The organism is Thalassospira marina (genome assembly GCF_002844375.1).
GTDB lineage: Bacteria > Pseudomonadota > Alphaproteobacteria > Rhodospirillales > Thalassospiraceae > Thalassospira > Thalassospira marina.
Map to the genome: position 1 here is coordinate 2,002,152 of NZ_CP024199.1, position 15,660 is coordinate 2,017,811.

General features: G+C 54.0%; 17 protein-coding genes. 15 read left to right on the plus strand and 2 right to left on the minus strand.

Features of this window, described 5'->3' with window-relative positions; all coding sequences use genetic code 11:
- The first annotated feature begins 113 nt into the window (after nt 1-113).
- Nucleotides 114-782, plus strand: a complete 669-nt coding sequence (ribB, locus tag CSC3H3_RS09130; protein ID WP_101284638.1) for a 3,4-dihydroxy-2-butanone-4-phosphate synthase — start codon at nt 114-116, stop codon at nt 780-782.
- Nucleotides 783-895: 113 nt separating this feature from the next.
- Here the strand turns inward: ribB and xth are convergent, their stop codons facing one another.
- Both xth and erpA read right to left on the minus strand, forming a co-directional pair.
- Entirely contained in the window at nt 896-1,675 is a 780-nt protein-coding gene (gene xth, locus CSC3H3_RS09135) for an exodeoxyribonuclease III (RefSeq protein ID WP_101284639.1), read from the minus strand.
- Nucleotides 1,676-1,770: 95 nt separating this feature from the next.
- Entirely contained in the window at nt 1,771-2,112 is a 342-nt protein-coding gene (gene erpA, locus CSC3H3_RS09140; protein ID WP_101265826.1) for an iron-sulfur cluster insertion protein ErpA, read from the minus strand.
- A gap of 246 nt (nt 2,113-2,358) precedes the next feature.
- Between erpA and argS the strand changes: the two genes are divergently transcribed.
- From argS to CSC3H3_RS09210, 14 genes are all read left to right on the plus strand, one after another.
- Nucleotides 2,359-4,110 carry an arginine--tRNA ligase gene (gene argS / locus CSC3H3_RS09145; protein WP_101284640.1) on the plus strand — a complete coding sequence of 584 codons (1,752 nt, stop codon included), beginning with the start codon at nt 2,359-2,361 and terminating at the stop codon, nt 4,108-4,110.
- Between the two features lie 2 nt (nt 4,111-4,112).
- Complete coding sequence (locus tag CSC3H3_RS09150; protein WP_101284641.1) at nt 4,113-4,961, plus strand: SPOR domain-containing protein; 849 nt, start codon at nt 4,113-4,115, stop codon at nt 4,959-4,961.
- Nucleotides 4,948-6,021 (plus strand): beta-N-acetylhexosaminidase, encoded by a 1,074-nt coding sequence (gene nagZ, locus CSC3H3_RS09155; protein WP_245881351.1) that lies wholly within the window; start codon nt 4,948-4,950, stop codon nt 6,019-6,021. Before CSC3H3_RS09150 ends, nagZ begins: the two co-directional genes overlap by 14 nt.
- Complete coding sequence (locus tag CSC3H3_RS09160; RefSeq protein WP_101265817.1) at nt 6,018-6,701, plus strand: site-2 protease family protein; 684 nt, start codon at nt 6,018-6,020, stop codon at nt 6,699-6,701. Before nagZ ends, CSC3H3_RS09160 begins: the two co-directional genes overlap by 4 nt.
- A 38-nt stretch (nt 6,702-6,739) precedes the next feature.
- Complete coding sequence (locus CSC3H3_RS09165; RefSeq protein WP_342751381.1) at nt 6,740-7,765, plus strand: segregation and condensation protein A; 1,026 nt, start codon at nt 6,740-6,742, stop codon at nt 7,763-7,765.
- Nucleotides 7,752-8,507, plus strand: a complete 756-nt coding sequence (scpB, locus tag CSC3H3_RS09170) for an SMC-Scp complex subunit ScpB (protein ID WP_101284643.1) — start codon at nt 7,752-7,754, stop codon at nt 8,505-8,507. Before CSC3H3_RS09165 ends, scpB begins: the two co-directional genes overlap by 14 nt.
- A gap of 143 nt (nt 8,508-8,650) precedes the next feature.
- The gene (locus CSC3H3_RS09175; protein WP_101284644.1) at nt 8,651-9,694 is read left to right on the plus strand and encodes an ABC transporter ATP-binding protein; all 1,044 of its coding nucleotides are present in this window, start codon (nt 8,651-8,653) and stop codon (nt 9,692-9,694) included.
- 114 nt (nt 9,695-9,808) lie between these two features.
- Nucleotides 9,809-10,030 (plus strand): Sec-independent protein translocase subunit TatA/TatB, encoded by a 222-nt coding sequence (locus CSC3H3_RS09180; RefSeq protein WP_101265811.1) that lies wholly within the window; start codon nt 9,809-9,811, stop codon nt 10,028-10,030.
- A gap of 41 nt (nt 10,031-10,071) precedes the next feature.
- On the plus strand, nt 10,072-10,545 hold the full coding sequence (tatB, locus tag CSC3H3_RS09185; RefSeq protein ID WP_101284645.1) for a Sec-independent protein translocase protein TatB: 474 nt from the start codon (nt 10,072-10,074) through the stop codon (nt 10,543-10,545).
- Between the two features lie 8 nt (nt 10,546-10,553).
- Nucleotides 10,554-11,549 carry a twin-arginine translocase subunit TatC gene (gene tatC / locus CSC3H3_RS09190; RefSeq protein WP_172963461.1) on the plus strand — a complete coding sequence of 332 codons (996 nt, stop codon included), beginning with the start codon at nt 10,554-10,556 and terminating at the stop codon, nt 11,547-11,549.
- 104 nt (nt 11,550-11,653) lie between these two features.
- Nucleotides 11,654-12,931, plus strand: a complete 1,278-nt coding sequence (gene serS / locus CSC3H3_RS09195; RefSeq protein ID WP_101284647.1) for a serine--tRNA ligase — start codon at nt 11,654-11,656, stop codon at nt 12,929-12,931.
- Nucleotides 12,932-12,940: 9 nt separating this feature from the next.
- The gene (surE, locus tag CSC3H3_RS09200; protein WP_101284648.1) at nt 12,941-13,708 is read left to right on the plus strand and encodes a 5'/3'-nucleotidase SurE; all 768 of its coding nucleotides are present in this window, start codon (nt 12,941-12,943) and stop codon (nt 13,706-13,708) included.
- Nucleotides 13,709-13,719: 11 nt separating this feature from the next.
- A complete protein-coding gene (locus CSC3H3_RS09205; protein WP_172963462.1) occupies nt 13,720-14,358 on the plus strand; it encodes a protein-L-isoaspartate(D-aspartate) O-methyltransferase in 639 nt (212 codons plus the stop codon).
- A gap of 70 nt (nt 14,359-14,428) precedes the next feature.
- On the plus strand, nt 14,429-15,580 hold the full coding sequence (locus CSC3H3_RS09210) for a peptidoglycan DD-metalloendopeptidase family protein (protein WP_245881352.1): 1,152 nt from the start codon (nt 14,429-14,431) through the stop codon (nt 15,578-15,580).
- Nucleotides 15,581-15,660: the final 80 nt, after the last annotated feature.

Genomic DNA, 15,660 nt, shown 5'->3' on the forward strand with positions numbered 1-15,660 from the left:
ATTTGCCCTGTTAACCTGTTTTGTCGGGTATCGACAAAGGACGGTGTTTCGCACCGTTTCTTTGGCCTTTCTTGCGTGCCCTGATTCGTAAGCCGCCATCAAGGAGGACGGTTATGAATCAGAGTGTTCATCAGGAACCCACATTGTCGCTGTTTGGCGATCCAATGGCCCGTATGGAACGTGCCATTGCCGATTTGCAGGCAGGTAAAGGGGTTCTGGTTGTCGATGACGAAGATCGCGAAAATGAAGGCGATCTGATTTTCTCTGCACAGCATCTTACAAACGAACAGATGGCGATGATGATTCGCGACTGTTCGGGTATTGTTTGCCTGTGTCTGACGGATGCCCATGCAACCGCACTGGATTTGCCGCCGATGGTGGCAAATAACACATCAAGCATGGGAACGGGTTTTACCGTTTCAATCGAAGCCAAGGTTGGTGTGACCACCGGTGTTTCTGCAGCTGACCGTGTGACCACGGTCAAGGCGGCGACGGCGGAAGGTGCAAAACCTTCTGATCTGGCCCGCCCGGGCCATATTTTCCCGCTGCGTGCACGTGCAGGTGGCGTTTTGGAACGCCGCGGCCATACCGAAGCCACGGTTGATCTGATGCGTGTTTCGGGCCTGAAACCGGCGGGTGTTCTGTGCGAAATCACCAATCCCGATGGAACGATGGCGCGTCTGCCTGAACTGGTCGATTATGCGCAAAAGCACGACATGGTCGTGATCAGCATCGAAGACATCGTTGCATATCGCCAGTCCCTGCAGGAAGCTGCTGAATAAGCTTTTCGCTAAGCGGCCATATATCAGAATTTAAAAAGGGACGGCATGTGATGCTGTCCCTTTTTCCATGTCAAAGCTCTTTTGTGCTGTGGTCAGCCTGCTTTATTGCGGGCTCAGGCGTCGATCATGCACCAGACGGGCGTGTGGTCCGATGCCTTTTCCTTGCCGCGCGGTTCGCGGTCGATATCGGCCGCACTTAACCGGTCGGCTGCTGCAGGTGTCAGCAACAAATGGTCGATGCGTAGGCCGTTATCCTTGTTCCAGGCACCAGCGCGATAATCCCACCAGCTATATTGATGGCCACTGGCATTAAAGGTGCGGAAGGCATCGGTATAGCCAATGTTCATCATGGTCCGCAGGCGTTTGCGTTCCTGGGTGGAACACAAAACCTTTTCATGAAGTTTTTCCGGGTCATAAACGTCGGAATCATCAGGCGCGATATTGTAATCGCCGCCCATAACCGCAGCTTCACCGCTGGCGAAAATATTTTCAAAACGCGTGATCAGGCGATCAAGGAAGTTCAGCTTGTAGGCAAATTTCTCGGACCCGACCTCGGTTCCCATCGGTACATAAATCGAGGCAACACGCACCGGGTTTTCCCCGGAAATAACGGCTTCGATATATCGTGCCTGGTCATCGGCGTCATTGCCGGGCAGGCCACGCTGCACATCCTCGATCGGGAATTTCGACAGGATTGCCACACCGTTATAGGTTTTCTGCCCGTGAATGGCGATGTTATAGCCCAAATCCTCGATTTCCATCGCCGGGAAACCTTCGTCGACGGTTTTGGTTTCCTGCAGCAACACCACATCAGGTGCCGCAGATTCGAGCCATTCGAGGATATTGGGCAGGCGTGCCTTGATCGAGTTGACGTTCCAGGTGGCGATTTTCATTGAATCCTCGAATTTGCCTAAACAGTGCCGAAAAAGAAAACGGGACCTGCGATATCACAGGTCCCGAAAATATTTAACGCTTTAGAAGCGGGCGATCAAATCGAGAAACTTGAACCACAGCCGCATGACGAGGATGCATTGGGGTTATTGACCCGAAATGCAGCGCCCACCAATTCACGGACAAAGTCAATTTCCGCGCCGCCAAGCAGGTCAAGCGACACATCGTCGACAACCATTTTGGCACCGTAATTTTCAAAAACGTGATCTTCGCTGCTGCTTTTATCATCCAGCGAGAATTCGTACTGAAAACCACTGCAGCCGCCGCCAGAAACCTGAAGACGCAGCATCAGCTCGTTATTGCCTTCGCTGTTGATCAGTTCCTGAATCCGCGTCGCCGCACTTTCTGTCATCTGTACTTGCCGGGATGCTTCCGCCATTTACATACTCCTTGACGCTCAACCCAACGGATGGGGAATTTTTCAATCTGAATGAAATTCTATCACATTCAGACATAGCTGTTTAACCTGTATTTAGCGCGTCTGCGGTAAATGTCAAAACACCGGATCGGCAAGGCTGCCATGTTGTTGGCAGGCCCTGCTTGCGTTTTGCTGTGAAATGGCTCAAAACACCGGCAGACTGTTGGCCTCTGGTCAAAACTCACAACTGCAAAAGTCTTTAATGTCATGAATGTTTTCAGCCAGTTGAAAAGCGATATCGAAGGGCAGATTGCCGTCCTTCAAACCGAGGGCGTCCTGACCGGGGAAATCGATACCTCGCGTATCACGGTCGAACCGCCGCGCGACCCGTCACACGGCGATGCCGCAACCAATGCCGCCATGCTGCTGGCAAAACCTGCGGGAATGAAGCCGCGCGATCTGGCCGAAAAGCTGGCCGAAAAATTGCGCACCGTTTCCGGTATTGCCGCCGTTGAAATTGCCGGACCGGGTTTTATCAACCTGCGCATGGCCAATGATTTCTGGCTTTCCCAGGTAACCGAAGTTCTTAATGTCGGCACCGCTTATGGCACCAGTGCCATGGGGCAGGGCGAACGGGTTAACGTTGAATATGTTTCGGCCAACCCCACCGGACCCATGCATGTTGGTCATTGCCGTGGCGCGGTTGTGGGTGATGTTCTGGCAAACCTGCTGGCCAAGGCCGGTTATGATGTGACCAAGGAATATTACGTGAATGATGCCGGCGCACAGGTTGACGTGCTTGCACGTTCCCTGCATTTGCGTTACCGCGAGGCACTGGGGCAGGATATTGGCGAAATTCCCGCGGGCCTTTATCCCGGCGATTATCTGGTCGCACCGGGCAAAAAACTTGCCGCGCGTGATGGCGATAAATGGCTTGATCAGCCCGAAGAGGCCTGGCTGCAGGAATTCAGAAGCTTTGCCATTGCCGAAATGATGGGCCTGATCCGCGAAGATCTTGCACAGCTTGGCGTGGAACACGATGTTTTCACATCCGAGGCCGCACTGGTTGCCGCGGGCAAGGTGCAGTCCGCCTTTGATTATCTTGAAGGCAAGGGCGACATTTATGTTGGTGTGCTGGAACCGCCGAAGGGTAAAACCCCGGAAGACTGGGAACCGCGCCCGCAGACCCTGTTCCGTTCTACTGATTTTGGCGACGATGTTGACCGTCCTTTGAAAAAGTCGGACGGCAGCTGGACCTATTTTGCGTCTGACATTGCCTGCCATTTCGATAAATACGAACGTGGCTTTGCGACCATGATTGACATTTTCGGTGCCGATCACGGCGGTTATGTTAAGCGTATGAAGGCAGCGACCAAAGCCATCACCAATGGCGAGGGCGATCTGGATATCAAGCTGTGCCAGCTTGTGAACCTGTTTGATAATGGCGAACCGGTTAAAATGTCCAAGCGTTCCGGTACGTTTGTGACGCTGAAGGAAGTTGTTGAAACGGTGGGCAAGGATGTTGTCCGTTTCATCATGCTGACGCGCAAAAACGACGCCACGCTGGATTTCGATTTTGCCAAGGTCACCGAACAGTCCAAGGACAACCCGGTTTTTTATGTGCAATACGCACATGCCCGGATTAGTTCGGTGTTCCGTCAGGCTGCCGAAGCCTTTGCCAATGTTAATTTTTCCGATGCGGCACTGGCTGGTTGTGACCTGTCGGTGCTGGATTCGGAAGAAGAAATGCGCCTGGTTCGCCGCATTGCCGAATGGCCGCGCATTGTCGAGCAGGCAGCAACCGCACATGAACCGCACCGTATTGCCTTCTTCCTGGGCGATGTTGCTGCCGATTTCCATTCATTGTGGAACCGTGGTCGCGACAATACCGAACTGCGCTTTATTAAGGCCGATGACCTTGCTGCAACGCAGGCCCGTCTGGCGATGATCCGTGCGGTTGCCCTGGTTATCGCATCGGGCCTTGCCGTGGTTGGTGTTAGCCCGCTCGAGGAGATGTAAGCATGTCCGGGGATCACAGCCGCGGATTACACGCCGAAATTCGTCGCACGCCGCAGGGTTCACCGGGCGGCGGTGACTGGAAACGGGGTGCTGCGACTGTGATCCTTGGTATTGCTGTTATCGGGGGCGGTATCGGCCTTGGTGCCTGGTGGTTTTATGGCCATGGGCAGCATATCGTGCAGGAAGGCGACCTTCCGGTGTTGATGCCCGAAGGCGGGCCGGTAAAAGTTCGCCCGGATAATCCCGGTGGCATGGAAGTGCCCCACCGTGACACCACGATTTATCAGGAACTCGATGATAGCGGTGCCGATGTTGTCGTGGTGATTGATCCCATTCCCGATATGCCACGTGCGCCCGAAGCCTTTGAACTGGGGCCGCCGCCCGATGCGCGCAAACTTGTCGGCGATGAAATGGAAATCGATAGCGGAACCGATATCGATGCCCCTGAAATCGGTGAGCCAGCAGCCGCATCGTTAAAACAGGCACCTGCAGCTGCGGCAAAACCAGCCGCGCCAGCACCTTCGCAAACGGCCACAGCGCCAGAACAAACACCAGCAACGGCGGCTCCCAAGCCTGATGCATCGACAGACCCGGCATCCGAAGGTGAATTCCGCATCCAGATGGCATCCTTCCGCGAACAAGGGCAGGCCAGCGTTGCCTGGAATAAAATATCATCTGAAAACAAGGATGTGGTCGGAAACCTTAAGATGTTTGTTCAGAAAGTTGATCTGGGCGATAAAGGAATTTTCTATCGATTGCAGGCCGGGCCGCTCGATGGACGGGCTGCCGCTGATAAAATTTGTTCCGAACTGAAACAACGCAATGTGGGGTGCCTCAGTGTCCGGCCTTGAGTTAAAGCGACCCAAAGCCTGTATCCTTGGGCTTGAAGGAACGTCGTTAAGTAATTGGGAGAAAGGATTTTTTCGCGAAGCAGACCCGTTCGGGTTCATCCTGTTTGCGCGAAATGTTGCTGATCCTGACCAGTTAAAGAACCTGACCGCAGAATTGCGCGAAGTCAGCGGGAGAAGCAATCTGCCCATTCTGGTTGATCAGGAAGGTGGGCGCGTTGCGCGATTAAAACCGCCGCATTGGCGCAAAATGCCTGCTGCCGGTGTGTTTGGCCAGCTTTATGAACAGCAGCCCGACGATGCCCGTGAAGCAGCCTATCTGAATGCACGTCTGCTGGCGGCTGATCTGGTTGATGCCGGTATTTCCGTTGTTTGTGCCCCGGTTCTTGATCTTTACTTTCCGGGCATGAGCGACGTTGTCGGCGACCGGTCCTATGGCAGTGAAGTTATCAATGTGGTGGCGCTTGCCAGTGCCGTTTCAGCCGGTTTTCTGGATGGCGGGGTTATCCCGGTGATCAAGCATATTCCCGGACACGGCCGAGCCGCTGTTGATAGCCACAAGGATTTACCGGTGGTGACGGCATCAAAAAGCAGCCTGTCGGTGAATGATTTTGAACCGTTCCGCCAGATGAAGGACGTGCTTGCCGCCATGTCGGCGCATATCCTTTTTACCGCGATTGATGACCAGCGTCCCGGTACGGTTTCGCCAACGGTTATTCGCGATGTCATTCGCGATGATATCGGGTTTCAAAACCTGCTGATCAGTGATGACCTGTCGATGGAGGCCCTGGGAGGTTCCATTGCCAGCCGCACCCATGAATGCCTGGCAGCAGGGTGCGATATTGCCCTTCATTGCAATGGCAAACGTACTGAAATTGAACAGGTTGTTTCAATGTCGCCTGCGCTTGACGGGGCGGCACTGGAACGTGCATTGGCTGTGACCAACCGGATATCATCGCTCAAGGGTTCTGTGCCGCCGCGTCAGATGCTTGCTGACTGGAATGCGCGCTTAAGCCAGTTGCTGGCACCCGTTTGGCCCCCGGCACAAGGAGAAGGTGCTTGAACCATCTGTTTGAAATGATTGTTTCGGCAACCACCTGGGTTTTGCCGGTGCTTTTTGCTGTGACATTTCACGAAGCGGCACATGGCTACGCGGCCCGTGCATTTGGGGATGACACCGCGCAGCGGGCAGGGCGCCTCAGTCTTAATCCCATTCGCCATATTGACCCGGTCGGGACAATCGTTATTCCCGGTTTGCTGTTGCTGACCGGTGCGCCATTTCTGTTTGGTTATGCCAAACCGGTGCCTGTCGCATTCTATCGTCTGAACCCGCAACGTCTGGGCATTATCGGTGTTGCGGTTGCCGGTCCGGCAATCAATATCGTGCTGGCTATCCTGTCCATCATGCTGCTGGTCTGGCTGCCGTCTTTTTCTCCGGCTGTTGATAGCTGGCTGGGTGAAACGCTGCAAAACTCTGTCGCGCTGAACTGCGTTTTGGCCGTGTTTAATATGCTGCCGATACCGCCGCTTGATGGCGGGCGTGTGTTAACGGCCATTTCACCGGCACCAATGGCGCGTGTCTTGATGCGCATGGAAAAAACCGGCATGATTCTGTTGATCGGTGTTGTTTTTCTGCTGCCTTACATAACCGCGCAGTTGGGAATTGATCTGCCGATTTTCCAGTGGATCGTCATTAAACCGGCCTCCGCGCTGATCAATTTCCTGGCCGGTATTTTTACCTGACAGCCCAAACCCGTTAGTCGCCCAAGCACGAGACCTGAATGGCTGAAACCGTTTCCACAGATTCAAACATCAGCGATGAAGCCTTTGATGTTGCCCCCGTTGACGGCGGCAGTCTGGCAGATCGCCTTGTTCTGGATCTGGATGGTTTTGAAGGGCCAATCGATGTTCTGCTGGAACTGGCGCGTGATCAGAAGGTTGATATCATTCGCATATCGATCCTTGATCTGGCCGAACAGTTTTTGCAGTTCATCAGCCGCGCACAGGAAATGCGGCTGGAACTGGCGGCGGACTATCTGGTTATGGCGGCCTGGCTGGCCTATCTGAAATCGCGCCTGTTATTGCCCAAACAGGATGACGACGAAGAAGAACTCAGCGCCGAAGAAATGGCCGAACTGCTGGCCTTTCAGCTCCGTCGACTTGAAGCAATGAAAACAGCCGGGGCAAAGCTGCTCGAAGGACCAAATCTGGGACGGGATTTTTTCGGCCGTGGTGCGCCCGAAGAAATGAAGATCACGACATCATCTGTCTATGATGCCTCGCTTTATGACCTTCTGAAGGCCTATGCCCAGATCATGCTGACAGCCGAGGCCAAGACGCTGGAGATCGAGGCGTTTGACCTGTACGCCATGGACGACGCCATTCGCCGCCTGCGTGATCTGTTTGGAAGGCGGATTGTGCCGCAATGGACGCTGTTATTGCAGTTCATGCCACGCGGTCTGGGCACGCCATTAAAGGCAAGGTCGGCATTGGCAGCGCATTTTGTCGCCAGCCTTGAAATGTGCCGCGATGGTGAACTTGAAATTTCGCAGGAAAAGGTCTTTGGCCCCATCATGCTGCGTTCACCGCAAAAACGGCGTGATGAACCGCCCTTGGTTGGGGGCCTGGAAGGTTTTGGCCTGCCGGACGATGAGGGGAACGAGGCATTCGGTTCAGATGTGACTGAAGATGCAGAATCGGAAGGCATTGCGAACCTGATGGATGATGATCCATTTGGCGATTGGGACGACGAAGAAGAATTTGAACGCGACGGGGACGAAGGCGGGGACGACGATGAGCGCCGATAACATTCAACAGCTTGAAATGGATGGCATGAACCAGAAGCCAGCCATTGATTTGCAGCATCTGCGCATTATCGAGGCTGTGCTGTTTGCGTCCAGCGAACCGCTAAGCGAAAAGCTGCTGGCCGCGCGCCTGCCCGAGGATGCCAATATTATTCATATTCTGGCGGAATTGCAGGAAACCTATGCCGAACGGGGTATCAACCTTGTGCATGTTGGTGAAAAATGGGCGTTTCGCACTGCAATTGATTTGGCCGGTGACCTGCATGTCGAGGTCGAAAAATCCAAAAAGATGACGCGCGCCACGTTGGAAACACTGGCGATTATTGCCTATCACGAGCCTGTAACCCGTTCTGAAATTGAAGAAATTCGTGGTGTTGCGCTCTCCAAAGGCACACTTGATATTTTGCTTGAGGCAAAATGGATCCGTCCGCGTGGTCGTAAACGTGTGCCCGGTCGACCGGTTTTGTGGGCAACAACGGATGAATTCCTCGATCATTTCGGCCTGCAAAACCGCGATGATTTGCCGGGGCTGTCGGATTTGAAGGCAGCAGGGTTGCTTGATAGTCGCCCGGGGATGGGGCGTTATGGTGCCAGTTCCGGTGATGACAGTTTGCTACCCGAACCGGAAGATGACCCGTCAAGCACGGAATCGGCTGTGGAAGAAGCCCTTACCAGCCGCAACCTTGCTGAACTTGATGCGGAAATTTATGCCGAATCCCTTCCCGGTGACGATCTTGATCGCTGATTGATCACGATCATATCAGCCCGTGGGCAAATTGTTGCATCACAGCGAACAGCACATTAAACCATAACCGGTTATTGAATTTCATTCGCACCGATGCGCGAAATTCCAATTCGTGATCGGTCCGAATTACAAAAGGGTATGCCATGCCGGTTGGCCTCAGCCTTAGAAATGTCAGTCATGAATTTGGCAGCAGCCGGGTTCTGCGCGATATCAATTTCGACGTTGCCCCGGGTGAACTGGTGTGTCTGCTTGGCCCGTCGGGCTGTGGTAAAACAACGGCGCTGCGCATTGCTGCCGGGCTTGAACGGTTGCAAACCGGCAGTGTTTTAATCCATGACGAGGTTGTTGCCTCTGCCGGGCAGTATCTGGAACCGGAAAAACGCGGCGTTGGGCTGGTTTTTCAGGATTATGCACTGTTTCCCCATCTTGATGTCGCGGGTAATATCGGTTTTGGGTTGCGCCATCTTGATGCTTCGCAGCGTCAGCAGGCGGTGATCAATGCGCTGGAACGGGTAGGGATGGCCGATTATATCAAGGCCTTTCCCCATCAGCTTTCCGGCGGGCAGCAGCAGCGCATTGCTCTTGCACGCGCCCTCGCACCTGTGCCGCGTGTCATGCTGCTTGATGAACCGTTTTCCGGCCTTGATGTTGCCCGTCGTGCGGAACTGCGTGACACTACGTTGCATGTGCTGAAAAATGCGGGCATCGCGACGGTGATGGTCACCCATGACCCGGAAGAGGCGATGTATATGGGCGATCGCATCATTGTGATGAATGAAGGGCAGGTGATGCAGGATGGCACACCCGAAGACCTTTATTTTCATCCTGAAAATCATTTTGTCGCGTCGTTTTTTGGTGATGTGAATGTCTTTCCATCGCGCGTGGAAGGCAATATTGCGACAACGCCCCTGGGAGATGTGACAGTTGGTGATATCGCAAGTGGTACGGCGGTTGATGTGCTGATCCGCCCGGAAGGATTGCGCATTGGTTCAAACGGCCGCGAAGGGCAAATCCTTGCCAATATCGATGCTGTACGGTCGCTGGGTGGGGTAAGTTTGATGCATCTTTCCATCCAGAATGGCCCGCATGTTCATGCCCGTGTACCGCGCCCCCAGGCCGTTGATAAAGGCGGCGTGGTGTCTATTACGCTTGATCCCGAGATGACCTTCGTGTTTCCTAGAGACTAGAAAGGCGGCAGAAGGGCGCAAAACGGCAAACACCGCGTTGCACAGCAAAAGGCTTTCTGCCATTATCCCTTGCCCTGTCTAAAGGGTGAGTACCGTATTGGGAGTAATAAGGTTATGAGTATCGGCGTCTGGCAAATTGTACTGATCCTGGCCATCGTTCTGATTATTTTTGGTGCTGGCAAACTGCCGCGCGTCATGGGGGACATGGGCAAAGGTATTCGTAGCTTCAAAGCTGGCATCAACGAAAAAGACGATGATGAGTCCGGCAAGATCAGCAATAACAGCTCCGCTTCGGTTTCTGCCGAAAGCAAAGACCAGGATTCGGTTAAGTCCTGACCCCGTCTGTCTGACTGGCCTCGCTCTGATAGGCGTTATTCATGTTTGATATCGGTTGGACCGAAATGGCACTTGTGGCCGTCGTCGCGCTTTTTGTCGTCGGCCCCAAGGATCTGCCCCATGTTCTCTATAAAATGGCACATTACTGGAAAAAAGTGCGCGGTATGGCGCGCGAATTCCAGGGTGGTATCGATAGCTTGATCCGCGAGGCCGAGCTTGATGAACTGCGCAAGCAGGCCAGCAGTGCCAATACCAGCGCAACGGAATTTCTTGAAAAGCAGATTGGCGGTAGCGACAGCAAGCCAGCCAAACCTGCCGAGAAAAAGGCTGACACCCCGTCAGTCCCTGCCGATGCCAGCAAATCAGCAGCGCCTGCTGCCGATGAACAGCCAAAACCTGCTGCACCGACCTTCGGGAACGTGACACAGCCATCCGCGGAACCGGCAGGTTCCGTTGCGGAACAAACCAAGGATCAACCTGAACCGGCTACCGCCCGGACCCAGCCGGAGAAATAGGCGTGAACATGCAGCTTCAAGACCAGCAGATGCCGATCATGGAGCATCTGATCGAGTTGCGGAATCGCCTGACTTGGTCGGTGCTTGCGCTTTTTGTGACCTTTGGCGTCTGCTATTATTTCGTTGAAGATATTTACGGTTTTCTGGTGCGCCCCCTGGCCGAAGCCATGGGGCCGGGCAGTGACCGCCGCATGATTTACACCGCCTTGACCGAAGTATTTTTTACTTACGTCAAGGTTTCGTTTTTTGCGGCCTGTTTCGTTTCCACGCCGGTTGTTCTGGGCCAGATCTGGGCGTTTGTCGCACCGGGCCTTTACAAGAACGAACGCAAGGCATTTTATCCGTTTCTGTTTGCCACCCCCATCCTGTTTCTTATGGGCGGGGCGATGGTTTACTATTTCATCATGCCGCTGGCCTGGAAATTCTTCCTCAGCTTTGAAACGGCAGGAAGCCAGACCGGCCTTGCCATTCAGCTTGAAGCAAAAGTCGGCGAATATCTTTCGCTGGTGATGAAGCTGATCTTTGCCTTCGGGCTTAGCTTCCAGTTGCCGGTATTGCTGACTTTGATGGCGCGCGCGGGTCTCGTCACATCGCAGGGCCTGGCTAAAAAACGCAAATATGCCGTCGTTATTACCTTTATCGTGGCCGCAGTCATGACACCGCCTGACCTGATTTCGCAAATCGGTCTGGCTGTGCCAATTATGCTGCTTTACGAAATCTCCATCATCATGGCCCGCATCAGCGAGCGTAAACGCGCTGCCAGCATGGCAGACGAAGATGATGATCTGGAGGATCAGAATGGTCAGGGTAATGCGGATGACGATGTAAATGCGCAATCTGCGGCGGCGGCTTCGGCTGGCAATATGGATAATTCCACGGCTAAAGCATCAAGTGATGAAACATCATCATCTGACACTTCGTCCGAACCCAAAAAGCAGTCCAAACCGTCTGCGTCCGGGGCATCGGGTGACGATGATGAAGATGATTTCAACAATGCCCGGTAACTAGACCTCGCAAATAAACAAGATATTCTGGGCGGGGTGGACCAATGGTTCACCCCGTCGTATAAGCAGCCCGAAAAAAATTCAGACAGACAAGGTGCGGTTTCATGCACGACATAAAATGGATTCGTGAAAATCCCGAAGCATTCGACGCAGCCATGAGCATGCGTAATGCCGAAATTACTGCTGCCCGTTTAATTGATATTGATGCCGAACGGCGCCGGCTGATGACCGAACATCAGGAATTGCTGGCACGCCGCAAAACCATTTCCGGCGATATCGGCAAAGCCAAACAGTCTGGCGGTAATGCCGATGAACTGATGGCTGAAATGGGTGGCCTCAAGGACCGTATCAAAGCTGCCGAAGACGGGCAGGCAGCCCTGAATGATCAGCTTGACCTGCTGCTGACATCCTTTCCGAACATCCTTGATGCATCGGTGCCCAAGGGCGCGGACGAAGATGACAATGTCGAAATTCGTCGCTGGGGCACCCCGGGCGAATTTGACTTTACCCCGGGCGAACATTTTGACCTGGGCGAAAAGCTCGGCATGATGGATTTTGCCACGGCGGCAAAGCTGTCGGGTTCGCGCTTTGTTATTCTGCGCGGTCAGCTTGCGCGTCTGGAACGTGCCCTGGCACAGTTCATGATTGACATGCATGTCAACGAACATGGCTATGAGGAAACCACCACGCCGATGCTGGTGAAGGACGATGCTATGTTTGGCACTGGCCAGTTGCCGAAATTTGCCGAAGATTCGTTTAAAACAACCAATGACATGTGGTTGATCCCGACATCGGAAGTCACACTGACCAACCAGGTTGCCGGCGAAATCGTCGATACTGCCAGCCTGCCGTTGCGCTATACCGCACTGACCCAGTGTTTCCGTTCCGAGGCGGGATCGGCCGGGCGTGATACGCGCGGTATGATCCGCCAGCACCAGTTCTCGAAGGTCGAAATGGTTTCCATCGTCGATCCGGAACAGTCGGATGCCGAACTGGAACGCAAAACACAGTGCGCTGAAGAAGTGCTGCAGCGTTTGGGCCTGCCTTACCGCACCATTTTGCTGTGTTCGGGCGATACCGGTTTTTCGGCCATGAAAACCTATGACATCGAAGTCTGGTTGCCGGGGCAGGGCCGTTACCGCGAAATTTCGTCCTGCTCGAACACGGGTGAATTTCAGGCACGCCGCATGAATGCCCGTTGCCGTGCCCAGGGCGACAAGAAAACCCGTTTCGTCCATACCCTGAATGGATCGGGCCTTGCGGTCGGGCGCTGCCTGATTGCGGTCATGGAAAATTATCAGCAGGCAGATGGTTCCATTAAGGTTCCGGAAGCATTGGTGCCTTATATGGGCGGTATGACTGAAATTTCCGTGACGAAGTAAGGTTTATCCATGATCGATCTGCATAATGCCCGCATTCTGATCTGCAATGATGACGGTATAGATGCCCCTGGCATCAAATTGCTTGAAAGTCTTGCGCGGCAGTTTTCAGATGATGTGTGGGTGGTTGCACCGTCGATAGAACAAAGTGGCGCAGGGCATTCGCTTACCCTGCGCCGCCCGTTACGTATCCATCAGCGTGACGAACGCCATTTTGCTGTTGATGGCACGCCGACGGACTGCATCCTGCTGGCCTTGCAGGTTATCATGCGTGAAACACCACCTGATATTGTGTTTTCAGGCATCAATCGCGGCGGCAATCTGGGCGAGGATGTAACCTATTCCGGCACGGTGGCGGCCGCCATGGAATCTGCTCTGCTGAATGTGCCGGCCATTGCATTTTCGCAGTATTTTTCCCAGAAAATGATCAGTTGGGATATTGCCAGGGCGCATTTGACCAATGTGGTTACTTCACTTGTGAAGGAAGAATGGCCGCGTAACGTTTTGATTAACGTTAATTTTCCTGAAAAGGAACGCGAAGGTGGGGCGAAAATTCGCATTACACGGCAGGGGCAGCGTAAAATTGGTGATCACGTTGCCGAACGTCAGGACCCGCACGGCGAACCCTATTACTGGATCGGTGCCATTCGGTCGGAATTGCCCGAAGATGAAAACGCCGATTTACATGTGATCGAAAAGGGCGATATTTCTGTTACGCCAATCGGCCTTGATTTTACCGATAATGTGACCCTCGAAAAACTGACAAAGGCATTTCAGTGAGTACGCCTGCCATTGCCCGTGCACCGGAAATCGATGCCCTGCTGGAAACACTGCGTCAGGACGGCATTCACGACGAAGCCGTTCTGAAAGCGCTGGCTGATATTCCGCGTGAATTGTTTGTTGCCGAGCCATTTGCCAGCCGCGCCTGGGAAAATGTCGCATTGCCAATCAGCAAGGGGCAAACCATTTCCCAGCCCTATATCGTCGCGCTGATGACACAGGCCCTGCAGCTTAATGATCGCATGAAGGTGCTTGAGGTCGGTACGGGATCTGGCTATCAGGCTGCAATCCTTGCCCGTCTGGCGCGCCGTGTTTACACACTTGAGCGGCATAAACCCCTGCTGCGCGAGGCAGAAGACCGTTTTCGCAAACTGGGCCTGCACACCATTTCAACCCTTCATGCCGATGGCGGGCTGGGGTGGAAGGCACAGGCACCGTTTGACCGTATCATTGTGACGGCATCGGCACAGGATGTGCCACCGGTACTGGTTGATCAGCTTGCCATTGGCGGGATCATGGTGGTGCCGGTAGGCGAAGTTTCCCATACCCAGATTTTGCTGCGTGTGATGCGCACCCCGACCGGCATAGACGTTACCGAACTGATGCCGGTGCGGTTTGTGCCCATGCTGGCTGGCACCGAAGAATTCTGAAATCTTGCCATCTGTGAAAATTTTCGCCTCGTTACCGATTATTAACCGGTGATGCGGGAAAATCTTCGACATGATGAAAAATTATGTCAAACACGTCGTTCATAATGTCCGGACGTTGCTGTTTGTCTGCGGGACAACAGCGGCGCTAAGTGGGTGTTTGCTTAATTCAAAGCCGGTTCCGGTCGTTTATGACGAAGGCACAAATTATTCGCTTTCGGCCATGCCAGAGCTGCGCAATGGCGAACGCGTGATCACCGTTAAACGTGGTGACAGTGTTTCGCTGCTGGCCGAACGCTATCACGCCGATTTCCGCAAATTCGCCGCCAGAAACAGCCTTAGCTCGCCGTATGTCATCTATCCCGGACAACGGCTGGTTTTACCGCCCTGGCAGGCCGAATATGACAGCCGCCCGCCAGAAACGGCTGTGGCGCAATCATCAGGCAATTCGCGAGCAACCAAAAACGTTGTCATTGCTGGCCGCGCGCAACCGGTTGAAATAACCTCGGCACCGCTTGATGCGCCTTCATCGGCAGCATCACAGCCTGCATCGGCTGCACCGGCATCCGATCTTAGCCCGGTTACTGACATCACCAGTTCCAAAAGCACGGTTATTGCCGGCGCCAATTTACCTGTTCCGGGGATAAAGCCACAGGATATTGCCGCACAGGCCGAACGCCAGTTTGCGTCGGGAAATAGCTGGCGCAATACCACCGGCACCAAGGTTGCCAGCAGCAGCCCGACCAGCACGGGTGGTAGCGCTGCTGTTGTTCCTTCCAGTGCGGCATCGCACCCATCGCGGGTCAAGGTTGATGATATCGTTCCTGCGGGCCGGCAGGGCTTTATCTGGCCGGTACAGGGCAAGGTTGTTCTGGGATATGGTGCCGGGCCCGGTGGCCTGTTTAATGATGGCATCAATATTGCGGCTGAACGCGGCACTGCCATTCTGGCGACCGACAATGGGGTTGTTACCTATGTCGGCAATGAACTGCGTGGTTTTGGCAACCTGATCCTGATCAAACATGCCGATGGTTATGTGTCGGCCTATGCGCACACTGAAAACCCGCTGGTGGCGCGCGGCGATGTGGTTAGCCGAGGGCAGCGCATTTCTTCGGTCGGCGCGACGGGTGCGGTCAACCGACCACAGCTTCATTTTGAAATCCGTCAGGGTCGCAAATCACGCGATCCGGTAAAATACTTGCCTCAGGCAGTTGCATCCCGCTGACCCATTAAAAAACGGCCTGATTGCGCAATCAGGCCGTTTCTGTTTGGGCTGTCTATGAGCATTCGATGGGCTTGTATGCC